Source organism: Pontibacter sp. T17 (assembly GCF_057219875.1).
In genome coordinates this window covers 851,989-877,198 of sequence record NZ_JBXVVW010000001.1, presented here as the reverse complement: position 1 = coordinate 877,198, position 25,210 = coordinate 851,989, and the positions used below count along the sequence as shown (strand labels likewise).

Sequence of the window (25,210 nt, the reverse complement as noted above, 5' to 3'; positions counted from 1 at the left end):
GCGTACCAATGACGCCGCTAGCGGTCGAGCACTTCTTTCAGCCGCTCAACGATGGCAAACACTGCCGGGCATACTTCGGTATTACGTGCGGTGAGGTCCAGTATCTGTACCTGACGCTTACGGTCGGTGTGGGGATACTCACGACAGGCTGTGGGCCGATCTTCGTACACAGTGCAATAGTTGTCGGCACCCAGCATGGGACAGGGCGTAGACTGGAACACCCAGTCGTTGTCGCGGTCTATCTTCAGGTACTTCTGCACAAAGTCGCCGGGCTTCATGCGGGTAGCCACTGCCAGGCGGTCAATGTCGCGGTCGGTGATACGTGGGCTGGTGGTTTTGCAGCAGTTGGCGCAGACCAGACAGTCGGTACGGTCAAAGACCTCGAAGTGGATGTCGTGCAGCTGGTCGTCGAGGCGGTCGGCCAGATGGCGGTCGCGCTTGATGCGGGCAAACAGCTTCTTGGTAGCCGGCATCATGCGGCGCGCGAGGTCGGGCAATTTGTCCAGCGGTACGGGCAGGGGTTCCACAGCCCAAAGGTACAGCAATCCAGCGGTGTCGGCTGCCCGACACTTGTGTTTACGGCTGAACCAAACAAAGTGCCCCCAGCGTATATCAGGTGATGCGAACCCGAATTGCTTCCTGTATGTTGGCGCTGGGGCTGGTGGTGATAGCCACCTTGACAGCTGCCTGCCAAAACCGTTCCTCCTCGCCCACCATGCCTAATTCCTTTGCCGGCAAAACCAACGCCGTGCCCTTTCCCACCGGCAAACCCTGGCTTAATACCGATCAGCCACTTAGCCTTGCTGAGCTGAAGGGCAAAATCGTGCTGCTGGACTTCTGGACTTACTGCTGTATCAACTGCATGCACGTACTGCCTGATCTCAAGCGACTGGAGCACGAATACCCCGAATTGGTAGTAGTAGGCGTGCACAGCGCCAAATTCCAGAACGAGCAGGACGCCGAGAACATCCGCCAGGCCATTCTGCGTTACGACATAGAGCACCCGGTCATCGTTGACAATGAGTTCTACCTCTGGCAACAGTATGGCATCCGTGCGTGGCCGTCTTTCGTGCTCATCGACCCCGATGGCAAGTACGTGGGCAATACCAGTGGCGAAGGCATCTACGATCGCCTTAAGCCCTATCTGGATGGGTTACGGGCCGAGTTTGCCGCCAAAGGCAACCTCAACACCACGCGCATGACTTTTGCGCTGGAACGCAACCGCCAGCCTGCCAGCCTGCTGGCCTATCCTGGCAAAATCATTGCCGATGCCAAAAGCAACCGCCTGCTCTTCACCGACAGCAACCACAACCGGATAATCGTCACCACACCCGAAGGCAAAATCGAAGCTATTATTGGCAGCGGGCAGGAAGGCCGAGCCGACGGCAGTTTTGAAACAGCCAGTTTCTTCCGGCCGCAGGGGCTGGCATACGACGCCACACGCGATGTGCTGTACGTAGCCGACACTGAGAATCACCTCATCCGGGAAGTAGACCTACAGAAACGTACAGTTAAAACCATACTGGGTACTGGGCAGCAGGCACGTACCTACGGCGACTTTGCCAACGGCACCACCGATGCCATCAACTCTCCCTGGGACCTGCTCCTGCTGAATGGCGAGCTCTACATCGCCATGGCTGGCCCACACCAGCTCTGGCGCATGAACGTCACCACTTACCGTGCCGAGGTTTATGCAGGCTCGGGCCGCGAGAATATCATTGATGGGCCCCGTGAACAGGCGGCATTGGCACAGCCTAGCGGCCTGGCAACCGATGGCCGCCGCATCTTCTTTGCCGACAGTGAGGTGAGTGCTGTGCGTATGGTGGAGAACGAACAGGTGCTGACGCTCATTGGCGAAGGGCTATTTGAGTTCGGCGACATCGACGGCACCTATCCTTCAGCCCGTCTGCAACACTGCATAGGCGTGGATTATCACGGCGGAGTGGTGCTGGTAGCCGACACCTACAACCATAAGATCAAGAAGCTGGACCCTAGCAGCAAGACGCTGGTATCGTGGCTCGGCTCCGGCAAACGAGGGCGGCAGGACGGCAAGGCCAGTGAAGCCACGTTCTCCGAGCCCAATGACATTGTGTTCCTGAACGGCAGGTATTACATCACCGACACCAACAATGGCCTGATCCGGGTGTATGATCCTGCCACCGACCGTGTGAGCACGCTGACGCTACAGGAGCCGGGCCGCCTGAGCATGCTGGAGATTCAGCGCACCGCCAGCAACCCGACATCAGTGCCTTTCTTTGGACAAACGGTGGCCGTGGAGCCCCAGCAGGTAAACCCGAATGGTAACATAGTAATCCGGCTGAAGCTGCCAGAAGGCTATAAACTGAATGCCGACGCCCCCAACTACGCCCAGATTGTGGGGCAAAATGGCAATGCCACCATCGCTGAAGTAGAGGGCTTTATCCAGTACACGGTACCAGTAAGTGGTGCTTCAGCGCCCAAACTGACACTTGAAGCCGCCGCCTATTATTGTGAGAAAGGAGATGCAGGCCGATGCCTGATCAAGCTGCTGCGCTTTGAGATACCAGCCACCTACACCACTGGCGCCGCCCAGACAGTATCGGCCAGCTATGTATTGCCAGTGCCGGAACGCGCCAGCCGCTAGGGCGTAAGCACCACACCTACCGTATGTAGCACACCATTGGGCGCCGCAATATCAAAACGAGAAATGAACGGGGTAGCTGAGGCTATCCCGTTGCTTTTTACTGTGGGGACTGCACCTGCTGTTATGGCCAGCGTGCCGCCATTCGCCGTGGTAAGGTTCCCCGTTACGAAGTTGGGCGAGAAGCGCGCACCCGACACAAGGTGATTGGCAATGATGGTGTATACAGCAGCAGCGTCGGTGGCAATGGCAGTTTTCAAAGCAGTAGTATCCGCATAGCCAGCCGCAACAAACGCTGCATCAGTGGGGGCAAACAGGGTATAAGCTGTGCCAGCAAAATTGCTGACCAGCGCGTTGGCATTTGCGCTGCCCGAGTTGAGGTCGCGAAGTGCTACGTACAGCATGGTATATCTAGGGCTGCTTCCTGTAGCATAGCCTTCTATAATGTCAAAGAGTGAGCCCGGAGCGGGTGGAGGCGTCAGCACCGCATTGATGATATGCAACAGCCCGTTATCCGATTCGACATCGGCAGATACGAGTTCGGCTTCGTTGTTCAGCCGCACAGGGCCTTCTTGGCTGATGCCAACCGCCGCCGGATTGCGGGGCGACACGGTGTTATCGGCATACAGGGTATACAGTCGCAAGCCGCTACGCAGGCCACTGGCAGGCTTAATGCCTTCCAGCACATGGTACAGCAGGGTAATCTGGAGGTCAACGAGGGGAAGAGCATCTATGGCTGCGGTAGAGCCCAGACCTGCCGCGGCAAAGGCTGCATTGTCAGGTGCCAAAAGTGTGATATCCGGCACCTGTGCAATCTCATCATCGTACCCTGCGCGTTGCAAGGCATAGGCCAACAACGTCAGGTCGCTGCGGCTGCGAATGACCGACATGGCATCGGGCAGGGGCTGCGGAGGTTTGGTGCTGCTGCAGCCTGTCACAACGATGGCCAGTGCTGCCCAAACGAGAATACGCCTCAACATGGGTACAAGTTAGCGGGAAAGCGGCACATCAGGCTTTCTGGGGTGCGCGGCAGTAAGCAGCCAGCTGCTCGGTCATGTAATCCAGATGGCTGTCGTTGAGGCCTGGCCAGACGCCAATCCAGAAGCCGTGGTTCATCACAGCGTCTGTTTGCGACAGGTCGCCCACTACACGGCGGGAAATGTCGGCGTATGCGGGCTGACGCAGCAGGTTGCCGGCAAACAGCAGGCGCGTACCAATCTTGGCCTGTTCCAGGTGCTGGGTCAGCGCGGTGCGGTCCAGGTTGACGTCTTCGCGTATGCGCAGCAGGTAGCCAAACCAGCTGGGGTTACTGTTGGGCGTGGCTTCGGGCAGGTGAAAGAACTCCTCCAGCGGCTTCAGACGCTCGGTCAGTTTGGCGTGGTTCTGGCGCCGGGCCTCCACAAAGGCATCGGCCTTTCGCAGCTGGCTCAGCCCAATGGCTGCCTGCGTGTCGGTCACTTTCAGGTTGTAGCCGATGTGGCTGTAGATGTACTTATGGTCGTAGCCAGTTGGCAGTTCGCCCAGTTGGTAGCAGAAGCGTTTGCCGCAGGTATTCTCATTGCCCGGTTCGCACCAGCAATCACGGCCCCAATCGCGAAAGCTCTCCACGATCATCTTCAGGCGCTTGTCGTTGATGAGCACCGCACCGCCCTCGCCCATGGTGATATGGTGCGCCGGATAGAACGACAGCGTAGCCAGATGTCCGAACGTGCCAGTTTTGCGCTCCTGCTGGCCAGGGATAGCGAAGGTAGCGCCCAGTGCGTCGCAGTTGTCTTCCACCAGCCACAGCTTGTGGCGCTTGCAGAAGTCGGCCACTGCAGCCAGGTCAAATGGGTTCCCCAGTGTGTGTGCAATCATCACGGCCTTGGTACGGGGCGAGAGCGCCGCCTCCAGTTTGCTCACGTCAATGTTATAGGTGCCGGGGTGTATGTCCAGAAACACGGGCACACAGCCATAGGAGATGAGCGGGTTGACTGTGGTAGGGAAACCTGCTGCTACAGTAATGACTTCGTCGCCGGGCAATATCCGCTCATCGCCCAGCTTGGGGCTGGTAAGCGCCATAAAGGCGCAGAGATTGGCGCTGCTGCCGCTGTTAACCAGGATGGCATGGCGCGCGCCAAACCAGTCGGCAAACTGTCGTTCAAAGGTAGTGGCGTAGCGTCCTGTCGTGAGCCAGCCATCCAGCACAGCATCTACGCCGTGCAACAGATCGGCGGCGTCTATCACCTTGCCCGTGACCGGCAGATAGTCGGTGCCGGGCACCAGTGTCCTGCGGGTGTTTGCCTCCGCGATGGCCGAAAGGGCTGAAAGCAGTTCGCCCTGTAGGTTCCTGTATTCCACAATGCAAAGGTATCGCCTGCCACCACACCTCGAAGGAAATGGCTAAAGGATTTTTATTTATTTAGTCTCATTCTAATTAATATTGCTGCATGTGTTCCGCTCACTCCCCCCTGCTGCTGGCGTCGACCTCAAAGGGGTTTATCAGGCTATGTGCTGGCTGCGCTCATCTGCAGCTGCTTTTTGGTAACCTGTTTCTTTCCTTCTCGCTGGCCGAGATGATGCAGTTACGCGACTGCCTGACGGCATTCCCGACAGACCAGTTTCAGGATACTGCCGAATGTGGGCCCATTGGGGTAATCCGGGCTGGGGAAGCGCGATATGCGCTTTCGCCCGAAGACATGTGCCTGCTGGCCAACCTCATCTCCGAGGCTTATATAATGATTCAGACCTATGAAATCCTCTACACTAAATAGCTAGCAGCCAGCACCATTTTGCCAGAAACATTTAACTGTTAGAACATATATTGACCCAAAAGGGTTACAACTATGGAACTTGAAGATCACCCACCCTACAATGCCCATCTCATTGCGATTCCATACCCTGCGGCAGCAGTATCGGCTGCAGTTGGGCCATACCGAGGTATACCTTCACCCCAGCGACCTCCGCATACTCGCCGCCGAACTGCGTGCGGTAGAACCTACTGATTTCATGCTGCTTCCCGGTTTCGGCCCACGCAGCGTCATTCGTGTGGGCAGCCTCTGGCGGAGCATCAACCCAACAGAACATGATGCATTGCGCCGCCTTGTACAACAGGAACTGGTTTTATTGGAGGCCCAGCGACTGCTCCAATATCAAAGCCCCAGGCTGTCCAGATAATCGTCTACTGTACTGAAGTATAGGTCGGGATAGGCGGAAATCAACTTCTCACTGATCAGTCCCCCCAAGAGCGGGCGGAGTGCCGGTTGCTGTAAGACAGCCGTGGTAACAGGCTCAATGATAAGCTGCCCCTGCGGGAATCGCCGTCCGATTCGCTGCGCAAGCTGGCACCGGTTCATGAAGTCGGTACTGGCAATATGCCACACCCCATTCCGGCCGTCCTCCATCAGTCGGCGTAACGCTCTGGCAATATCCCAAGCATTGGCAGGGGTGGCGTACTGGTCCAGCGGTAGGCGAAGTGCAAGTTGTTTGCCCTCACGCAATTGTGCCACAATCCGCGCGATGAAGTTCTTCCCTCTGGCTTCGTCGCCATATACATTGGTAATGCGCAGCACCAGACTGTCGGGCAGTTCGGCCAGTACCGCCTGTTCGGCTTCCAGCTTATGGCGGCCATAGACACTGAGAGGGTTCACGGTGTCGGTCTCCCGATAGGGCCCACGCGCGCCATCAAACACATAGTCTGTGCTGAAGTAAGCCATGCGCGCACCTGTCTCCTTCGCAAGCTGAATCAAGTTGAGCGTACTTTTCACCGTTGCCGTCCATGACTCCTCTGGGTGCTGCTCGCAGTGATCCACATGTGTAAGTGCCCCGCAATGTATAATCCAGTCGGGCCTGAAGCCTTTCAGATCAAAATTACGTGGGTTCAGCGCATCCAGTGTGTCAAAAAACACCGTTCCCCCGGTTGAAAAGGAGAAGAAGGTACCTTCTACTGTCCACGCTGTTTCTGCTTGCCATTGGTTAAGACAATTGCTTCCGACGAGGCCCGAGGCCCCTACAACAACCACACGCATACCGCAAAGGTACACCAAGTGGCGTCCCTTGGGCACCTTTCGGACGCTCACGAAGTTTAGGTAGCATGACCAACTCAACTGGACTTGCAGTACTCTACGTGCAGGACCCGCTCTGTGGCTGGTGCTACGGCTTTGCACCCACGGTGCATCGGCTGGCCAAAGAGTTCTCGGGCCGTCTTGCCTTCGAGGCCCTGGCAGGCGGGATGTCGCTAGGCAGCCGGGTGCAGCCCATCAGCCAGGTTTATGCCAATTCGACCGACTCGCTCTCCTTTCTGGAGGCGCAGACAGGTGTCGGTTTTGGCCGTGCCTTTCGTCAGATGATCGCCGAAGGCACTTACCTCTTCAATTCCGAGCCACCGAGTATTGCGCTTACAGCTTACAAGCAGCTGGGGTTTCATGGCGAAGCGACGCTCAGGTTCAGCTATGCCCTCCAGACAGCTCTGTTTCGAGATGGCCGCAACCTTAACAAGCCGGAGATTCTCACCTCCATCGCATTGGAGCATGGCGCCGACCCCTATCGCTTTGCCGAGAAACTGAAAGACCCCTCTGTTCGGGGAGCCACTTTTTTAGAGTTTACAATTGCGCAGGAAATGCGGGCCACCAGTTTTCCATCGCTTGTGTTGAAGCAGGGTAAAGAAACGCAGCTGCTGGCCCGAGGCTTTATGGCATACGAAGAGCTGAAACCACTGCTGGAACAGGCGTACGAAAACGCTGCTACTGCCTGACACCTACCACGGTGTGTTGAAATCAGTGAAAGGCAGAAAATTCTGGTCCCGTTCTGATACTGCCGTTACGGGCAGAGGCCAGTCGTGCCAGAAGGTGTCCCATCGAATACCGTCGTCTGACGCCGGATTGTACTCACAGGTGGTCATATACACCATCACAGCGGGTTCGGTACCCAATACCTGAAAGCCGTGTGCAAAGCCGGGAGGCAGGTAAAGCATCAGCCCATTGCTGGCCGAGAGCAATTCGGTGCCTACATGACCGTAGGTTTCGCCAGAACGGAGATCAATAAAAACATCGCTGACCGCGCCCACTGCGCAATACACAAGTTTGGCATGGTCATGAGGCGGCAACTGAAAATGCATGCCCCGCACAACGCCCGGGTTAGAAACAGAATAGTAGGACTCACGAAAGTCGGCCCGCAGGCCCAATGCCTGAAACTGAGCCGCATGAAAGGTCTTGGTGAAGCTGCCCCTGTCGTCGGCCTGCCGGAAAGGGGCCAGTATGGCAGCACCAGGAAATGGTTGACGAACGATTCTCACACTGTAAACATACACCCGAAAGGCAGTGTAAAGGCGTAAGCGAACGCCGCAGCCCACCCCTCGGAAACGGTTTTAGACTGCTTCAAAATAACCTGCATTGGAAAATGGCCGGGGAAATCTCCTTTGCACTAACAGGGGGGGTTGCTATCTTGCGCCCGTTTCGTGGGAAAATACTGCCCTTTTCCCATGTTCACTGTACTCTCAACGAACCTCCTGAATATGTCCCCGGACGGTTGGAATGGCGAGCTGAACCGTAAAGCGCCAGCGGATGCTTCCGCTACCTTTGCATCATGCCCCGTCCACACCTGCTGTCAGGTCATGTTCGGGAATATCCGCAGCCCCTACCATCGCAGCATATGATCCGCAGGATTACGCAGCTTGTCTATCTGGCACTCGCACTGGTGGTATTGCCAGCCGTGCAATCGCAGGCCGCCGTCGACCCCGCCGCCGGCGAAAAGCTCTTCAAGGGCAATTGCGCCTCGTGCCACGCCGTGAACAAAAAGTTGATTGGCCCCGCTCTGGCTGGTGTGCGCGACCGCGTGCCCAGTGAAGACTGGCTGGTCCGCTGGGTTCAAAACAGCCAGAAGCTCGTGAAAGCGGGTGACGAGTACGCTGTAAAGATTTACAACGAGTACAATCAGCAGCAGATGCAGGCATTCGAAGGCCTTTCCAAGGACGACGTGCTGAGCATCATCGCCTATGTGGATGAAGAAGCCAAGAAAACGCCCCCACCCGCTCCTGGCGCTGCTGCCGGTGCCGCGGCAGGCGCAGAAGACTCTGTCAGTTCTGGCCTTATCACAAAGGGCCTCTTTGTGCTGATTGGCATTTTGGTAATCATCGCTTTCCTGTTGCTACTGGTCATTGCGCTGCTGGTAAATGCCATCCGCGCCAAGGAAAGTGGCAGTCAGGTTACCGCAGGTGGTGTAGGCATCAGCCTCAAAGGTCTGCTCCAGAACCGGTTCATCATGACGACCGTTGTCCTCGCGATTGTCATCATCGCAACTAGTGCCACGGTTAAAACCGCTACCGGTGTTGGTCTGCACCAGGGCTACGCTCCCATTCAGCCTGTACTGTTCAGCCACAAAGTGCACGCTGGCCAGTACGGCATCAACTGTAACTATTGCCATATCGGTGTAGAACGCGGCAAGAGTGCCACAATTCCCGGCACCAACATCTGCGCCAACTGTCACACTGGCCTGCAATTGAACGGCACCAACGAAGACGGCTCGCCCAAAATCATTGACGGCATCAACTACCAGCAGGAAATCGCCAAGGTGCGTGAAGCTCATACCTCAGGCACGCCCATCGAGTGGGTCCGTATTCACAACCTGCCCGACCTTGTGTATTTCAACCACGCCCAGCACGTAAAGGTGGGCAAGGTAGAGTGTACCACCTGCCACGGCGACATCGCCAACATGAACGTAGTGTACCAGCACAGCGACCTGTCAATGGGCTGGTGTATCAACTGCCACCGTCAAACACCGGTGCAGTTCAAGGAAAACCCCTACTATCACCAGGTACGCCAGGATCTGGCCGGTTCGGAGAAGCCCATCACGGTAGAAACGATCGGCGGTCTTGAATGTGCCAAGTGCCACTATTGATCTAGTCCCAGTCCCTCACAACTAGCGCTGCCCCAGAAGAAACACCATGGAAACCAAGCGATACTGGAAGAGCATCGAGGATCTGAAGCAGGATCCCGCTGCCATCGAGGCTGCCCAGAACGAGTTCGGCCGGGACGTTCCCGTGGACGAGATTCTTGCCGACGGCGGGAACCTGCAGTCCAACCGCCGTGACTTTCTGAAGTTCTTCGGCTTCAGCCTCACCGCGGCCACACTGGCTGCCTGCAACAAGACCCCTGTCAAGTATGCAGTCCCCTATGTGGATACCCCGGACGATATGGTGCCGTCGGTACCCAACTATTACGCCAGCACCTTCTATGATGGTCAGGAAGCCTTGAACGTACTGGTGAAAGTGCGTGATGGTCGCCCCATCAAGATTGAAGGCAACGCTCAGAGTCCGCTCAACGGCACAGGCAATGGCATTGGTGGTGGTGTAAGCGCCCGTGGTCATGCTTCCATCCTCGGCCTATACGACAGCACCCGCCTGCAGAATGCTGTGAAGAAAAGCGGCAATGGCTGGGCCAGAATCGGCTACGACTCGCTCGATGCTGCCATCACCAAGGGCTTGTCGGATGCAGCCGCTGCTGGCAAAACCATCGCAGTAGTATCGCAGAGCAATATCAGCCCCAGCTTCTTCGCTGCACTCGAAGAGCTGAACAAGCGCTACAACAACAAGGTACGCTACGTTGCCTACGACGCTGTTTCTTCGTCGGCCATGCTGGCTGCCAACGAGGCTTCGCTGGGCACCGCGCTGGTTCCCTCCTACCGCTTCGAAAAGGCCAAGGCCATTGTGGGCATCAATGCCGATTTCCTTGGCACCTGGCTCACCCCAACACAGTTCAGCCGCGACTATATCAAAGGCCGCAAGCTCTCGAAAGACCAGAAGGAAATGTCGCGCCACCTCCAGTTCGAGTCTCACCTGAGCCTCACCGGATCGAACGCCGACTACCGTTTCCCCATCCGCCCCTCGCAGGAAGGCCTGCTGGTGCTGAATCTCTACAACGCCATTGCTGCAAAAGCTGGCCAGCCTACCTACAGCGCAGCCAAACTGGAACTGGCAGGTAATGCCATCAGCATGGCTGCCAACGAACTGTGGAACAACAAGGGCAAAGCTCTGCTGGTTTGCGGCAGTAATGACGTCAGCGTACAGGTGCTGGTCAACACCATCAACAAGATGGTAGATGCCTACAGCAACACCATTGAGGCCGACAAGCCACTGATGATTCGTCAGGGCCGCGACGAGCAGATGGTGCAACTGGCCGCCGACATGAAGGCAGGTACCGTAGGTGCTGTCATTTTCCATGGCACCAATCCTGCCTACACCTGGGGCGATGCCGCTGGCTTCGAAGCTGCGCTGAAAAACGTAGCCCTGAAAGTATCGTTTGCTGAGCGCGAAGACGAAACCGCACAGCACTGCGACTATATCGTACCCGACAGCCACTTCCTGGAAAGCTGGAGCGACGCCGAGCCTGTTGCAGGTCAATTGGCCATTGTGCAGCCCACCATCCAGCAGCTGTTCGACACCCGTCAGGCACTTGAAAGCATCCTCGTATGGGCTGGCAACACCACCAAGCCGTACGACTACATCCGCAATACCTGGAAAGGCTTTGCGTCCGGCAGCTTCGAAAGCTTCTGGCAGCAGTCGCTCCACGATGGCTTTGCCAGTGCCAGTCGCAAGGCAGCCGTTCCTGGCAGCCTCACCGCTGGTCTCACCAAGAATGCAGCCCCCAGTGTCGGAGAAGCCGCTAATGCACTGGCTGGCTCCAAGCCTGCTACAGGCCTTGAGCTGATTGCCTATGAGAAAGTAGGCATCGGTAACGGCGTACTGGCTGGCCTGCCCTGGCTTCAGGAGCTCCCCGATCCCATCACCAAAGCTGTATGGGACAACTACGCAGCCGTCAACGTAAAAGACGCTGAAGAACAGGGTCTTAAAATGGGCGACGTAGTGAAAGTGAGCAACGGCAAGACCGAAGTAGAACTCCCCGTTTACGTACAGCCGGGTCAGGCACGTGGCACGGTGGGCATCGCCCTGGGCTACGGCCGCACCAAGGCTGCCAAAGCCGCGCTGGAAGTGGGCAAGAACGCCTATGTCTTCACCTCGGTAGTTGGCGGCACGGTTCGCTACACCACCGGCGACGTGAAACTGACCAAGACCAGTGCAACCTACGAGCTGGCGCTGACGCAGTCGCACCAGACCATCATGGGCCGCAATATCGTGAAGGAGACCACCTTGGCCGAATGGCACAAGAATCCTTACTCCGGCAACGAAGAGAAAATCCAGCTCATCTCGCTGTGGGAGAAACACCCCAAAAACGGCCACTACTGGGCAATGGCCATCGACCTCAACGCCTGTACGGGCTGCGGTAGCTGTGTCATCAGTTGCCAGGTAGAAAACAACGTACCGGTAGTAGGCCGTAGCGAAGTGCGCCGTGGCCGCGAAATGCACTGGATCCGCATTGACCGCTACTTCTCAGCAGCTGGTACCGACGCTGTTGCCATGGAGCAGGGCGCCGAACAGCCCGAAGTAGTTTTCCAGCCGATGCTGTGCCAGCACTGCGACAACGCCCCCTGCGAAACCGTGTGCCCCGTACTGGCTACCACCCACAGCAGCGAAGGTCTCAACCAGATGACCTACAACCGTTGCATCGGTACCCGCTACTGCGCCAACAACTGCCCCTATAAGGTGCGCCGTTTCAACTGGTTCGATTACGCCAAGCAGGACAACTATGGCCGCGACCGTGGCAACCTCACCCTCAATGAGGAAATACACGGTACTGCGTTCACGTACAACCCTGCCACCGACGAACTGGGTCGTCTGGTTCTCAACCCCGACGTTACTGTTCGCTCGCGCGGTGTCATGGAGAAGTGCTCGTTCTGCGTGCAGCGTCTTCAGGCCGCCAAACTGGAAGCCAAGAAGGAAGGCCGTCGTGTAAGCGACGAGCAGGTACAGCCCGCCTGTGCCCAGAGCTGCCCCTCGGGCGCCATCATCTTCGGCGACCTCAACGATCCCGAAAGCCGCATTGCTCAGGTGTACAACACCGAGCGCAGCTACCATGTACTGGAGGAAGTAAAAACCCTCCCGCACATCAGCTACCAAACCAAAGTGCGCAACAAGGAAGCAACCCAAGCCTAACCGGACACCCGTCATTCAATAGGAATCTGCCATGTACGAATCACCCCTTCGTACGCCGCTTGTCACCGGCGACAAAACCTACACCCAGATCACGGACGACGTGGTCCGGCCGATTGTGACCAAGCCGCCGAAAATCTGGTTCCTGGCGCTGGCTGTCAGCGGCCTGGTTGCCACCATCGGTGTGCTCTGTATTCTTTACACTGTTACTACAGGTATCGGCACGTGGGGTCTGAACAAGACCATCGGCTGGGCCTGGGACATCACCAACTTCGTGTGGTGGGTAGGTATCGGCCACGCGGGTACCCTCATCTCCGCCATTCTGCTGCTGTTCCGCCAATCATGGCGTAACTCCATCAACCGTGCGGCTGAGGCCATGACCATCTTCGCGGTAATGTGCGCGGGCCTGTTCCCAGCCATTCACGCCGGTCGTACCTGGCTCCTGTTCTGGGTATTTCCTGTGCCAAATATGCACGGCTCTCTGTGGGTGAACTTCAACTCACCCCTGCTGTGGGACGTATTTGCCATCTCCACCTATTTCACCGTTTCGCTGGTGTTCTGGTACGTAGGCCTCATCCCTGATCTTGCCACTGTACGCGACCGCGTTACTGGCAAGTGGGCCAAGGCTATCTACGGCACCCTCGCTTTCGGCTGGAATGGTTCGGCAAAGGTATGGCAGCGCTTCGAGAGCGTTTCGCTCATTCTCGCTGGCATGGCTACGCCACTGGTACTTTCGGTACACACCATTGTATCCTTTGACTTTGCTACCTCGGTAATCCCCGGCTGGCACACCACCATCTTCCCGCCTTACTTCGTTGCTGGTGCTATCTTCTCCGGCTTCGCGATGGTACTGACGCTGATGATCATCACCCGCAAAGTGCTGAACCTCGGCGCCTACATCACCCAGACGCACATAGATGCTATGTGCTACATCACACTGGCGACTGGCTCGATGGTAGGTTTGGCTTACGGCACCGAGTTTTTCATCGCCTGGTACTCGGGTAGCCCCTATGAGCAGTTTGCCTTCGTAAACCGCGCTTTTGGCCCTTATGCCTGGGCATACTGGACGATGATCACCTGCAACGTTATCACTCCTCACCTCTTCTGGTTCAAGAAGGTACGCGAGAACATGGTAACGGTATGGCTCCTCTCTATCGTAGTGAATATCGGTATGTGGTTTGAGCGCTTTGTGATCATCGTTACCTCGCTGCACCGCGACTACCTCCCCTCCTCCTGGAGCATGTTCAGCCCTACCTGGGTAGAAGTAGGTATTTATGTGGGCACGATGGGTCTCTTCATGACACTCTTCCTGCTTTTTGCACGGTTCCTCCCCGTTATTGCCATGGCTGAAGTGAAAATGATTGCCAAGGTGTCGGGCGAGAAAATGAAGCGTGACCTCGCTGCCGAAGAGCATGTTGAGTTCCCCGCCGACCATCCTCTGGCTGGTGGCGCTGCTCTCAAAGCTGCTTACAAATCTCCTGACGCAAACGCCTGAACTACCCACCCCTAGCGCAACAACACGCTATGAGCCAACAAGACAACTTCGTGATCGGTGTTTACGACGATGAGGAGAAAGTACTCCACGCCGTAGAGCACATCCGCAGCAAAGGAGTAAAGATCACCGACGTATTCTCGCCCTTCCCCATCCACGGCATCGACCAGGCTTTGGGCCTGCGCCGTTCACGCCTGCCTAAAGCCGCCTTTTGGTTTGGCTTCACTGGCTTCTCACTGGCCCTGTTCATGCAGGTGTGGATGCTGGGTATCGACTGGCCTATTGACATTGGCGGTAAGCCCTATGTCAGCATTCCCAGCTTCATCCCGGTAACCTTCGAACTCACCGTTCTGATTGCCTCGCTGGGGATGGTAGGTGTATATCTCTACGCCAGCCGTCTGAAGCCAGGTGCAGAAGCTCAGCTCGCCGACATCCGTCAGACCGACGACCGCTTCGTCATTCTGGTAAACAAGACCCAGGAAAAAGGCGATGGCGCCCTTCGCCAGCTCTTTAATGAGACTGGTGCCCTGGATGTGCGTGAATCCCAACTTGATGTACCCGTAGCCTACTAAGCTCCCGCACGATGCAACGCATGAAATCTTTCGCCCTGCTCTGCTCTGGTATGCTGCTGCTCACTGCCTGTGGCAGCACCGACAATAAAGGCTATGTAGGCCACGACCCAGCAAAAACGGGTATGGAATATGCCCCGGACATGTACCACACCATTCCGGCGGACCCCTACTCCCAAATGGGTAAAAACCCCTACACCCGCGACGGCAAAAACTTGATGTCGACGGTGGCTGGTACCATCGCCCGTGGCAAAATGGGATATGACTTCCCATACGCCAACAATCCCGACGCTTACGAGCAGGCGGGCCGTGAACTCACCAACCCCATTGCCGACAGCAAGGACGCCCGCGAAAAAGGCAAGTACCTCTACGTACAATACTGCCAGCACTGCCACGGCACCAACGGCGACGGTGCCGGCAAGGTGTCGGTTGCTGCCGGTGGCCCCTTCGCAGGTGTGCCCTCCTACTACGACGATTCGCACAAGAATCTGCCAGTCGGCAAAATGTATTTCAGCATTACCTACGGCCGCAACCAGATGGGCAGCCATGCTTCCCAGCTGAATCCCACCGAGCGCTGGCAGGTGATTCTGTATGTACAGGAACTTCAGCGCAAGGGCCTCAACCTGCCCGACCCACTGGAAGCCCCCGCCGCTCCTGCCGCAGCCACCGAAACTGCTGCCAAGTAATTATTACCCGACTGACAGAACCTACCAGATACTCGCGACATGGCACACGGATCGCATCACGAAGCTCCAGCGATTGTAGAGAAGTTCAGCCTGCCTGAAAAGACTCGCCGCAACCTTCTCATCCTCCTGGGCGTAGGCCTGTTCCTTTTCCTTGTTGGCACCTTCTTCGCCTACCAGGGAGACAAGGACCACCCTTATCACGAGCAGACGGTAACGTATACCACTGGCTCTCGTCATGAAGTGCTCGCTGGAGAAACCTATGGCGCTGCCAAAGGGCCCGGCGGCCTCAACAACTCGCCGCAGGATGTACGCAGCAACGAACCTGCTGCACACAACCATGGCGGGCATGGAGCCGAAGGCCATCACGGCCCCACCTGGGTTACCCGTTTCTGGGCTAACTTCCTGCTCAACAATGTGTACTTTGGTGGTGCAGCTCTCCTTGCGCTGTTTTTCATCGCCGTATCCACCATCACCAACGCCGGCTGGTACGTTATCGTCCGCCGCATTCTTGAGGCCATGAATGGCTGGCTGGTGTTTGCCGCTGTGGGCGTATTATTGGTAGCCCTTCTGGGTGGCCACTATCTCTACCACTGGATGGATACCGCAGCCGTTGAAGGTGACAAGATTCTGAAAGGCAAGCAGCCCTTCCTGAATACTCCCTTCTTCATCATTCGCATTGTCTTCTATTTTGCCATCTGGATTGGTTTCGCCTGGATGATCCGCAAGTCCTCGCTTGCAGAAGACCAGCAGCCTGGCCTTAACCAGTACGGCAAGCAGACCGTGCTCTCGGCCATTTTCATTTTCCTGTTCGGCATCACGATGTCGCTGGCCGCATGGGATCTCATCATGAGCATTGATACGCACTGGTTCAGCACCATGTTCAGCGTACACGTGTTTGCTACGCTCTTTGTAACAGCACTGTCGCTGCTCACGATGATTGCCATCTACTTGAAGAAGAATGGCTTCCTGCCTGCCTTCAACGATAGCCATCTCCATGATCTGGGCAAGTTCGTATTCGCCTTCAGCATCTTCTGGACCTACATCTGGTTCTGCCAGTACATGCTGATTTGGTACGCCAACATCCCTGAAGAAGGTGGTTACTATTGGGAACGCATTAACCCCAACAGCGCCTACCGCGTATGGTTCTGGGCTACTGCTGCAATCAACTTCATTGTGCCCTTTATCGGCCTGATGACGCACAGCAGCAAGCGCAACTACGAGTACCTCGCGGTTATTTGCGGCATTGTGCTGGTAGGCCACTGGCTTGACCTGTTCATCATGATTTTCCCCGGCACCATGAAGGGCGCCGGCAGCATCGGTCTGATGGAAATCGGCATGTGGCTGATGTTCCTCGCCGCCTTCCTGCTTGTAACCGCATGGCGCCTCTCCAAGGCTCGTCTGGTACCGGCAAATCACCCGTATCTGCGCGAATCGCTGATGCACAACTACCACTGATTCGCCCTTACTGCTACAAACAGGCCGCCTTGCGCGGCCTGTTTGCTTTTATACACTACAATTCCGCTGGCGATTGACACCAAACGTCTATTTTGACGTTTACGTAACTACATGGAAGAAACGCTGCTGATGTTACCCGGAGGCCTCCGGATGCTCCACAAACCATTCCCTGCCACCCGGCTCACACACTGTGCGCTGGTGTTTGATGTAGGCAGCCGCGACGAAAGCCCCGATCAATATGGCATGGCCCACTTTCTGGAGCATATGGTGTTCAAGGGCACCCAGAAACGCAAAGCCTTTCACATCCTTTCTCGTATCGACAGCGTGGGTGGCGAACTCAATGCCTTTACCACCAAAGAGAAAACCGTATACCATGCCACCGTTACCCAGGAGCATACCGAGCGTGCTATAGAACTCCTGTTTGATATCGCCTTTCACAGTGTCCTGCCCGCCAAGGAGATTGAGAAAGAGAAAACGGTTATCAGCGAGGAAATCGACATGTATCAGGACGATCCTGAGGAATCCATCTTTGAGGCCTTTGAGGAGATGGTCTTTGGGAAACACCCTTTGGCGCATCCCGTGCTGGGCACCAAGGAGGGCATCCGCAAATTCAGCCATACCCGGCTTCGCAGTTTCAACCGAAACCACTATACCCCTGAACGTGCCGTTCTGGCAGTGTATGGCGCCCCTGCATTGGCCCAGGTAGAGAAGTTGGCACTGCGCTATGTCGAAACGCTGCCGCGCCTAAAGGGCGAAACTCCGGTCCGCAAGGTCTCCCATCGGTTCAAACCCGATACTCAGGTGCACTCCAAGCCCATTCAGCAGGCACATTTTCTGCTGGGCGGACCGGCCTACCCTTTGCAACACAAACGATTTGTTGCCTTCCTGGTGCTGCAACATCTGCTGGGCGGCCCACACAGCAACTGCCGTCTCAACCTCAACATCCGAGAGAAGCATGGCCTGGCCTACAATATCCAGAGCTATTACCAGCCGTTCGTTGATGGTGGGGTGTGGGGGGTATATGCCGGATGCGAGAAAAAGCAGCTTACGCGAGTGATATCACTGGTAGAAAAAGAACTCCGCCAACTATGCTCGCAGCCCCTCACCACCCTGGCTTTGGCCCGGGTAAAGAAGCAGTTTATCGGAGCCATGCTGATTGGCCAGGAAAGCCTCTTCAACCAGATGGTAGCTCAAGCCAAAGATGTACTGGACTTTGGCCACACCTACAGTCTGGACGAAGCCATCAAGCACGTGGAGGCGCTCACTTCCATGGATATCATGGAAGCCTCCATGGAATATCTTGAACGCCAAAAACTTTCGTTACTGGTTTACGAACCTGCCGAAAACTGATTCTGGGATCAACTGGTCAGGGTAAGCAGTTCTGTAGTAAGTTCGTAGTACAAACCCTACTACCAACTACAGGATATGTTTATCGTTTACGGTACCAACTACTCCAAGCTCAGTTCTAACTCTGTTGTCCTCACAAGCTTGACCGCAGCTGAGCCTGCCGCTGGCGAAGAGGCAGAAGCACATGCCCCGGTTTCGGGTGTAGCAGTAAATATCTATCAGCGCTATGCTTCGCTGTTCTGGATTCCGCTGTTTCCCATTTCAGGTAAACTGGCAGGCTTCAAGGACGGCGACGACCTGTACACCATCAAAGAAAACGCCCTGAGCCCCGAAGACCGCGCCAAAGTGGAGGAACTGAAAGCACAGTCAAGCAAAGGCTACCATCTTTTCAGCGGGCTGGCCATCATTGCGGCACTGATTGTATGGGTTGCAATTGGCTCCAGCATGGACAGCTCCTCGCGCAAAGACCTGCTGAACAACCCGCCAGTGGGCTCCATCATTGTCATTAAGGAAGCGGGCGAAAAGGTGGGTTACAATAACTTCAAGTATGCCCGCGTAACGGCCGTGAAAGGCGACTCGGTAGATGTTCTCTTCAACAATTTCTATCTGGAGACAGACGGCTCGTTCAGTGAAACCGATGGCCGCCCTTATGTTTACGACGAAAAGAACTACTCGACCGAAGAGGGCCTGACAGCACGCTATGGCAAAGCTGAACTGGTACAGATGAACGATGGCGACGAGATACCCCACATCTACCCCGCCACACCTGAAAACTGATTGCCCCCAGCTTCATAATAGCCAATGACCTTCCGTCATGACCACGCTGTCCTCAATGAGGACAGCGTTTTTGTTCAGAATGTGCCCGAAAGCTATGTGCTGCGCGGTATCATCACCCCTATCACTGCAACACAGTTGGAAGTGCGCTATTACCAGCGCTATCTGACAGGCAGTGGCTTCATTCCACTGTGGCCCACTACCCGTCGCTTTCCTGGTTTCCTGCACCAGGGCAATGTGGTGCGAATCAACCCTGACTACCTGCCCACCACCGACCAGGAGAAACTGCGCCAGCTGAAGCAGCAAGCAGGCTGGGGCTGGCATCAATACATTGGCGCCCTGTTCATTGCAGCCTGTCTGTTGGCAGGTGGCATCAGTGCCCATTTTGATGCGCAGAAACGCCAGGAGCACCTCCAAAACCTGGTACCAGGAGATGTCATAGCCATTGAAGATACCATTGACTATGGTGGTGTACGCAAGGTGTTCTTCTACCGTGTGGCCGACCTGGACGAAACTACTGTACTGCTGTACAAAGGCCGTTTCGAGGTGACGATGCGAACCGAATTCAAGCCGGAAACCCACCAGGCATCTGCGCTGGATACTACCCAATATGACGAGCTTAATGCCGACAACCTTCTGATGGACAAAACGGCGTTGAAGGAACTGGAAAACCGTATCCAACACATCTACCGCCAGGAAGAAAACTAGACGGCTGGCAATCGCCATCTTACGAAGAAGGGCACCCGCTTGGGTGCCCTTCTTCATTTATCGAAACCGATGCCTCAGAGTGGCAGCGAAGCCATCTTGGGCACTTCAGTGTTTACAGCGAACTCGAACTGGCTCTGCTTGAAGCTCTCCTTGCGGTTGCGCTTACGCAGCTTCAGGTCTTTCAGCGCAGGGAACTGGCCCTGGATGTGACTGAACACCTGGCTGTGCTCGGCATAGGCGAAGTCGCCGCCCATGTCGGTTACGAGCTTGGAGAGGATGAGCCAACTGGGCAGGCAATCAACCACGTTCTCGGGGTGGCGCCAGTTGTCGATAGCCACGCCACCGGCATCCAGACGGCTCTTCGGCAGGGCCATCCACATTTCGGGGGTCATGCGGCGAATCTGCTTTGCCTGCAGCGCAATCTGCGGGATGCCCTTGTGGTTTACGTAAACGCCGGTTGCCTCTACGCTGGTGGCAGCGGGAAGAATTACTTCGGCCTTGTCGAAGCCTACGAAGTGCTGATAGGCATGCGCAATTACAGCTTTGCCAGCGGCTACCATTTCGGCAGACACGGCATCGTCTTCCATCACGTATACCAGTGCGGCGCTTGCGGCCTTGGACTTGAGGTCATCGACCGACACCTTGGTGAAGCCGAGGAGTTCGCAGGCGGCCATGTTGGGGGTGCGGTCGTCCTGACGCAGGAAGTTGTCGCCCCAGCCCTGCTGCGTGTGCGGCACTACGTATACATCCTTCACACCGGCCTTGGCAGCCAGTTGCTTGAGGGCATAGTTGCTTTCGAAGCTGGCGTAGGCCGAACCCACAAACACAACCTTACCAGCGTTCTGTTGCAGCATTTCGCCAGCCTTCAGCAGGGCAGCTTCAAACTCGATGGGCAGATCGCCCTTCAGCTTGGCTCCGCTGATACGCTTCTCGTTGAAGCGGGTGTAGTCGAGGCGGCCAGCGTCACACATCCAGTAGTCATTAACAGCGGGATTGTGGCGCGGAGTAAGGCGGAGAACCTGGTTATCACGGGCCCATACGTCGATGCTACACCCCTTGGAACAACCAGTGCACACGCTGGGGGTATAGTTCATCTCCCACACTCGGGCCTTGAAACGGAAGTCAGAGCTGGTGAGGGCACCTACCGGGCAGATGTCAATGACGTTCATCGAGTAGGCGTCGTCAAACGACTTGCCGGGAGCGGTGGCAGGGAAGTTCTTGTCGCCACGGCTCTGGATGGAGAGCTGTTCGGTCTTGCTGATCTCTTCGGTGAAGCGCACGCAGCGGGTACAGTTGATGCAACGCTCGGCGTCCAGCATCACATTGGGCCCCAGCTCTACACGCTTGGGTTTGTGCACCTTGTCTACCTCAAAACGGCTACCTTCTGGGCCATACTTGAAGGTCCAGATCTGCAGAGGGCATTCGCCGGCCTGGTCGCAGATAGGGCAATCGAGTGGGTGGTTGATGAGCATGAACTCCAGCACACCTTTTTGAGCCTTCTCCACAGTGGGCGACGTGCGGTTGGTACGCACGTACATGTCGGGCGAAAGGGTTGTGTTGCAGCTGGTGACTGGCTTACGGCCCCAGGCAATCTTGGGCGAGCCATCCGCTTCCAGCTCCACAGCGCCGGTCTCACGGTTTTTCACCGGGAAGCCTACTTCCACCAGGCACATACGGCAGTTGGTGGGCGAGGACATGGCAGGGTGGTAGCAGAAATAGGGGATTTCAACTCCCTGAGCCAGAGCGTACTTCAGCAGTACGTCCTTGCCTTCGTATTCGAATGGTTTACCGTCGATGTAGACCGTGGGCATATCGCAGACTTCGGTTGAAAACGTCAGATACCAAAACGGTATCCGACAGACGATGAATGGAAGGCAAAATAATTCAGATATGGCCGCTTTTCCAAGCCGCTGAAAGTAATTTGGCCCCGTTCCAGACACAGTCTGGATGCGGGGCCAAATCGTTGGGCAGATATTGCGAGGACCCAGCGGGCTATTACGCCTCGGTCTCGGCCAGGTTTACGATAGCTACTGCGCGGCGGAAGAACTTGTTCTTGGCCAGCTCACCGATGGTGTCAATGCCGAAAGCCTCCTTCAGCAGCTTGGCATCGTTGTCCGAAACACCCTGAAGAGCAGACACAGGTGCGTTCACCAGTTCCTTGAGCGACTTGCCTTCGAAGGCCTTGTCTACAGCGTTGTTTATGTTCATGGCTTCAATAGTAAAGTCCAAAAATAGGCGTTAAGCCTTACTGAAAATTACCTAGCTGTTAAGAAAAGTAAAGACCGCGACAGGCGCCTGAATGCCAGTCCGTTATTTACCATCGCGCAAGACTGCTTCCCAGCCTTGGCTGGCAATTCTACTGGCGTCTTCCAGTACCGCAGTTTCCAGGCTCTTGCGATACGCATGTAAACGAGAGCGTATCTCAGCATCATGGGCTCCCAATATCTGAGCCGCCAACAAGCCTGCGTTCTTGGCACCATCCAGCGCAACCGTAGCCACTGGTATGCCCCCAGGCATCTGGAGGATGGACAGCACAGAGTCCCAGCCATCGATGCTGTTGCGGCTCTTTACCGGTACGCCAATGACAGGCAACACCGTCATACTTGCCACCATACCTGGCAGATGAGCCGCACCACCCGCACCGGCGATAATTACCTTAAGCCCTCGCGCTTCGGCCTTTGTGGCGTACTCGACAAGACGCTGGGGGGTGCGGTGGGCACTCACGATGCTCACCTCGCTGGCGACACCCATTTCAGCCAGCACACGCGCAGCCTCGGACATGATGCCGAGATCCGACTTGCTGCCCATGATGATTCCTACCAGTGGTTGCGACATGCTGATGGTGTGTTAAGCGGGTTGGAAGGCAGCCTTTACCGCGGTCCAGAAGGCTTCGTTGGGAACGAGACCAGCGTCGTCGGCGCTGTACTCCGGCTTGATTCGATGCACAAAGTACATACCCATCGGCTCAACTTTGTTCTTCACCTCGATGAGGCCGCGGTATTCGCACTCAAAGAACGGGTCTACCAGCGCATAGGTACTAGCCGAGACGTTGACTTTAAAGACCTCGCCCTTGCTCTCAATACGGCTGGCGGTGACGACGGAGTCGCCCCAGATGTCGTAGGCAAACTTGCGCTTACCAATGACGCCTGCCACCAACGGCCCACCCGTGTGAATGCCGAGGCGCAGCTGCCAGCTGTTTTTTCCGCGGGCAACCCTGTCATCCGACACCTTTCGCATGAAGGCCTGGATCTCCAGACCTGCCAAGGCCGCATGTACAGGGTGCAGCGGATAGGGTTCTGGAATACCCGCAGCGCACATGTAGGCATCGCCAATGGTTTTGATTTTCTCCAGCCGGAGGCGCTCGGTTATTTCATCGAACTTCTGGAAACAGAAATCCAGCTCTTCGACCAGGGCCTCAGGCTCCATTTTCTCGGCATAGCCGGTGAACCCTTTGATGTCCATGAACATGATGGACACGCTGTCATAGCGGCGGGGTTTCACGCGGTTGTGCTCTTTCAGCTCAGCAGCAACAGAGCTGGGCAGAATGTTGTGCAGCAGTTCGTCGGCCCTTCGCTGGGCAGCTTCAGCCTTTTCCTTTTCCTGTTCCAGCAGATGCTCGAACATTTGATGGCGCTTCTCGCTGATACGCAGCTCGTCCTGCAGATCTTCGACCATCTGGTGCAGACTTGCAATCTCGGCTTGCTGTTTGGCAAGCTTCTCGCGTTGCTCGTCGGTTGTCACAGTATCTGGCATAACTCGGTGCAAATATAGCCCGCAAAAGCGGCGTGTGCGGGAGAAACCGTAAGCATTAACGCTTACCTGTACGAAAGAGCGCCCAAAACGGCCCTGGGTTGCGCCCGAGGCAGTCAGATAGCCGAAAATGGGGGCAAAACAGACAGCACCGAAACAGCACCGGCAGTCAGGTCATACCACACACGTTGAGCCCCGGCATCAAGCAGGAGATAGCGGGCTCCAAACTGGCTGTTATAGGTTAGTGCCTGTCGCATCTGGGCCACCGAGAGGCCAACGTCTGGCGCTTTACATTCGGCCAGCACCAATGGGCGCCCCTGTTGGCTGAACACCAGGACATCGAACCGCTTAGCCAGTCCGTTGTACTTCACCTGCCGCTCCACTGCAATCAGCTGCAAGGGATAGCCGGCGGCCAGCAGATCGGCCAGCAATGTCTGGCGCACTACTTCTTCTGGAGTGGCAGCTACGGCCTTGCGGCGTACCAGACATTGCAGCGTTGCACCCATCAGGATAGCGTAAGCACTTCCACGTTGTGGTTGGTGTAAATGCAGACATCGCCTGCAATGGAAAGGGCTTCGCGCACCATCTGTTCGGCACTCAGATGGGGGGCATGACGCTTCAGAGCCAAGGCAGCAGAGTAGGCATACATGCCGCCCGAGCCAATGGCAAACACCCCGTGTTCGGGCTCCAGTACATCGCCTGTGCCACTGATGATAAGCCCTTCGTGTTCGCTCATGGCCACAATCATGGCCTCCAGCTTCTGCAGGTAGCGGTCGGTTCGCCAGTCTTTGGCAAGTTCAATGGCCGCACGGCGCAGGTTGCGACCATGCTTGCTCAGCTTCTCCTCAAAACGCTCGAGCAGCGTAAAGGCATCGGCCGTAGAGCCGGCAAAGCCCACCAGCAGCCTGCTTTCGGGCAGCAGGCGCACCTTGCGCACATTGCCCTTGATGACCGTGTTGCCCATTGTCGCCTGGCCATCGGCGCCCAAAGCCACCTGCCCATTGTGGATGATGCCCAGCACCGTAGTGGAGTGAATGGGCGGCTGAACAGAAGACGTGCGTTTCATACCCTGAATAAACGAGAAACGCCGGACAGGTTGCATACCCACAGCGTACCTTTGTGGCATGCACTTCCTGCCCAGGGAAATAGAGGAATATGCCGACGCGCATACCGAGCCCGAACCGCCGCTACTGTATGAATTGCGGCGGGCAACACACCTGCAAGCCATGTATCCGCGAATGCTCAGCAGCCATCTACAGGGGCGTCTGTTGAGCCTGCTGTCGAAACTGATACAGCCCCGCACCATTGTGGAGGTAGGCACCTATACTGGCTACAGTGCGCTCTGCCTGGCTGAGGGGCTGCATCCCGATGGCACACTGCACTCGCTGGAACGTGACGTGGAACTGGCCGCATTTGCGGGCAAGTGGTTCGAAAAAGCGGGCCTGCAGAACCGGATACGCCAGCATGTAGGCGATGCCCGCCAGATGGTGACCGCCCTGCAAACCGAACACCCGATTGACCTGCTGTTCCTTGACGCCGACAAGGAATCGTACGCGCATTACTACGAGACCCTGCTGCCGCGCATGCGCCCCGGCGGCCTGATACTAACAGACAATGTGCTGTGGAGCGGCCAAGTAGTAGATAAGTCTTTGACAAACAGGACCACCGAGGCGCTCCGTTCGTTCAATACTTGTATTGCGAACGACAACCGGGTCGATCGGGTGCTGCTGCCCGTACGCGACGGCATTTATCTGCTGCGCAAACGCTAAGCCTCTGCCCCGCTGCTGA

Annotated in this window: 25 protein-coding genes; 14 read left to right on the top strand and 11 right to left on the bottom strand. The window is 56.3% G+C overall.

Annotated elements, in window-relative coordinates; all coding sequences use genetic code 11:
• Positions 1–17 precede the first annotated feature (17 nt).
• Positions 18–527, bottom strand: a complete 510-nt coding sequence (locus AC2D8O_RS04050) for a YkgJ family cysteine cluster protein (RefSeq protein ID WP_484677511.1) — start codon at positions 525–527, stop codon at positions 18–20.
• Positions 528–715: 188 nt separating this feature from the next.
• Between AC2D8O_RS04050 and AC2D8O_RS04045 the strand changes: the two genes are divergently transcribed.
• Positions 716–2,623, top strand: coding sequence for a thioredoxin-like domain-containing protein (locus tag AC2D8O_RS04045; protein ID WP_484677510.1), 1,908 nt, complete (start codon positions 716–718; stop codon positions 2,621–2,623).
• Here AC2D8O_RS04045 and AC2D8O_RS04040 read toward each other — a convergent pair.
• Positions 2,620–3,600, bottom strand: a complete 981-nt coding sequence (locus AC2D8O_RS04040) for a fasciclin domain-containing protein (protein WP_484677509.1) — start codon at positions 3,598–3,600, stop codon at positions 2,620–2,622. The two genes, AC2D8O_RS04045 and AC2D8O_RS04040, sit on opposite strands and share 4 nt — an antisense overlap.
• 28 nt (positions 3,601–3,628) lie before the next feature.
• Positions 3,629–4,960, bottom strand: a complete 1,332-nt coding sequence (gene rfbH, locus AC2D8O_RS04035; RefSeq protein ID WP_484677508.1) for a lipopolysaccharide biosynthesis protein RfbH — start codon at positions 4,958–4,960, stop codon at positions 3,629–3,631.
• A gap of 89 nt (positions 4,961–5,049) precedes the next feature.
• On the opposite strand from rfbH, the gene AC2D8O_RS04030 reads away from it, so the two are divergent.
• The gene (locus tag AC2D8O_RS04030) at positions 5,050–5,373 is read left to right on the top strand and encodes a DUF6686 family protein (RefSeq protein WP_484677507.1); all 324 of its coding nucleotides are present in this window, start codon (positions 5,050–5,052) and stop codon (positions 5,371–5,373) included.
• 100 nt (positions 5,374–5,473) lie between these two features.
• Positions 5,474–5,776 carry a hypothetical protein gene (locus AC2D8O_RS04025; protein WP_484677506.1) on the top strand — a complete coding sequence of 101 codons (303 nt, stop codon included), beginning with the start codon at positions 5,474–5,476 and terminating at the stop codon, positions 5,774–5,776.
• Here the strand turns inward: AC2D8O_RS04025 and AC2D8O_RS04020 are convergent.
• On the bottom strand, positions 5,752–6,627 hold the full coding sequence (locus AC2D8O_RS04020; protein WP_484677505.1) for an SDR family oxidoreductase: 876 nt from the start codon (positions 6,625–6,627) through the stop codon (positions 5,752–5,754). The two genes, AC2D8O_RS04025 and AC2D8O_RS04020, sit on opposite strands and share 25 nt — an antisense overlap.
• A gap of 65 nt (positions 6,628–6,692) precedes the next feature.
• Here AC2D8O_RS04020 and AC2D8O_RS04015 point away from each other — a divergent pair, with 65 nt between their 5' ends.
• Complete coding sequence (locus AC2D8O_RS04015; RefSeq protein WP_484677504.1) at positions 6,693–7,352, top strand: DsbA family protein; 660 nt, start codon at positions 6,693–6,695, stop codon at positions 7,350–7,352.
• Between the two features lie 3 nt (positions 7,353–7,355).
• Here AC2D8O_RS04015 and AC2D8O_RS04010 read toward each other — a convergent pair whose 3' ends face one another.
• Positions 7,356–7,892, bottom strand: coding sequence for a dTDP-4-dehydrorhamnose 3,5-epimerase family protein (locus AC2D8O_RS04010; protein WP_484677503.1), 537 nt, complete (start codon positions 7,890–7,892; stop codon positions 7,356–7,358).
• Between the two features lie 290 nt (positions 7,893–8,182).
• Between AC2D8O_RS04010 and AC2D8O_RS04005 the strand changes: the two genes are divergently transcribed.
• The 9 genes from AC2D8O_RS04005 (at position 8,183) to AC2D8O_RS03965 (ending at position 19,672) form a co-directional block, all read left to right on the top strand.
• Positions 8,183–9,493, top strand: coding sequence for a c-type cytochrome (locus tag AC2D8O_RS04005; protein ID WP_484677502.1), 1,311 nt, complete (start codon positions 8,183–8,185; stop codon positions 9,491–9,493).
• 46 nt (positions 9,494–9,539) lie between these two features.
• Entirely contained in the window at positions 9,540–12,644 is a 3,105-nt protein-coding gene (locus AC2D8O_RS04000; protein ID WP_484677501.1) for a TAT-variant-translocated molybdopterin oxidoreductase, read from the top strand.
• 31 nt (positions 12,645–12,675) lie between these two features.
• Positions 12,676–14,136, top strand: a complete 1,461-nt coding sequence (gene nrfD, locus AC2D8O_RS03995; protein WP_484677500.1) for an NrfD/PsrC family molybdoenzyme membrane anchor subunit — start codon at positions 12,676–12,678, stop codon at positions 14,134–14,136.
• A gap of 29 nt (positions 14,137–14,165) precedes the next feature.
• Positions 14,166–14,705, top strand: coding sequence for a DUF3341 domain-containing protein (locus tag AC2D8O_RS03990; protein WP_484677499.1), 540 nt, complete (start codon positions 14,166–14,168; stop codon positions 14,703–14,705).
• Between the two features lie 20 nt (positions 14,706–14,725).
• The gene (locus tag AC2D8O_RS03985; RefSeq protein WP_484677498.1) at positions 14,726–15,388 is read left to right on the top strand and encodes a c-type cytochrome; all 663 of its coding nucleotides are present in this window, start codon (positions 14,726–14,728) and stop codon (positions 15,386–15,388) included.
• Between the two features lie 39 nt (positions 15,389–15,427).
• On the top strand, positions 15,428–16,843 hold the full coding sequence (locus tag AC2D8O_RS03980) for a quinol:cytochrome C oxidoreductase (RefSeq protein WP_484677497.1): 1,416 nt from the start codon (positions 15,428–15,430) through the stop codon (positions 16,841–16,843).
• 111 nt (positions 16,844–16,954) lie between these two features.
• A complete protein-coding gene (locus tag AC2D8O_RS03975) occupies positions 16,955–18,193 on the top strand; it encodes a M16 family metallopeptidase (RefSeq protein ID WP_484677496.1) in 1,239 nt (412 codons plus the stop codon).
• A gap of 75 nt (positions 18,194–18,268) precedes the next feature.
• Positions 18,269–18,967, top strand: a complete 699-nt coding sequence (locus AC2D8O_RS03970) for a hypothetical protein (RefSeq protein ID WP_484677495.1) — start codon at positions 18,269–18,271, stop codon at positions 18,965–18,967.
• Between the two features lie 24 nt (positions 18,968–18,991).
• Positions 18,992–19,672: a hypothetical protein gene (locus tag AC2D8O_RS03965; RefSeq protein WP_484677494.1), complete on the top strand. Its 681-nt coding sequence runs from the start codon at positions 18,992–18,994 to the stop codon at positions 19,670–19,672.
• A gap of 74 nt (positions 19,673–19,746) precedes the next feature.
• Here the strand turns inward: AC2D8O_RS03965 and AC2D8O_RS03960 are convergent, their stop codons facing one another.
• From AC2D8O_RS03960 to hslV, 6 genes are all read right to left on the bottom strand, one after another.
• The gene (locus AC2D8O_RS03960) at positions 19,747–21,483 is read right to left on the bottom strand and encodes an NADH-quinone oxidoreductase subunit G (RefSeq protein WP_484677493.1); all 1,737 of its coding nucleotides are present in this window, start codon (positions 21,481–21,483) and stop codon (positions 19,747–19,749) included.
• A gap of 184 nt (positions 21,484–21,667) precedes the next feature.
• Entirely contained in the window at positions 21,668–21,880 is a 213-nt protein-coding gene (locus AC2D8O_RS03955; RefSeq protein ID WP_484677492.1) for a hypothetical protein, read from the bottom strand.
• 102 nt (positions 21,881–21,982) lie between these two features.
• Positions 21,983–22,507 (bottom strand): 5-(carboxyamino)imidazole ribonucleotide mutase, encoded by a 525-nt coding sequence (purE, locus tag AC2D8O_RS03950; RefSeq protein ID WP_484677491.1) that lies wholly within the window; start codon positions 22,505–22,507, stop codon positions 21,983–21,985.
• A 12-nt stretch (positions 22,508–22,519) separates the two neighbouring features.
• Positions 22,520–23,425, bottom strand: a complete 906-nt coding sequence (locus tag AC2D8O_RS03945) for an adenylate/guanylate cyclase domain-containing protein (protein ID WP_484677490.1) — start codon at positions 23,423–23,425, stop codon at positions 22,520–22,522.
• A gap of 113 nt (positions 23,426–23,538) precedes the next feature.
• Positions 23,539–23,928 carry a type I restriction enzyme HsdR N-terminal domain-containing protein gene (locus AC2D8O_RS03940; RefSeq protein ID WP_484677489.1) on the bottom strand — a complete coding sequence of 130 codons (390 nt, stop codon included), beginning with the start codon at positions 23,926–23,928 and terminating at the stop codon, positions 23,539–23,541.
• Positions 23,928–24,488: an ATP-dependent protease subunit HslV gene (hslV, locus tag AC2D8O_RS03935; protein WP_484677488.1), complete on the bottom strand. Its 561-nt coding sequence runs from the start codon at positions 24,486–24,488 to the stop codon at positions 23,928–23,930. The genes AC2D8O_RS03940 and hslV overlap by 1 nt, the downstream gene beginning before the upstream one ends.
• A 58-nt stretch (positions 24,489–24,546) precedes the next feature.
• Between hslV and AC2D8O_RS03930 the strand changes: the two genes are divergently transcribed.
• A complete protein-coding gene (locus AC2D8O_RS03930; RefSeq protein WP_484677487.1) occupies positions 24,547–25,191 on the top strand; it encodes an O-methyltransferase in 645 nt (214 codons plus the stop codon).
• Positions 25,192–25,210 lie beyond the last annotated feature (19 nt).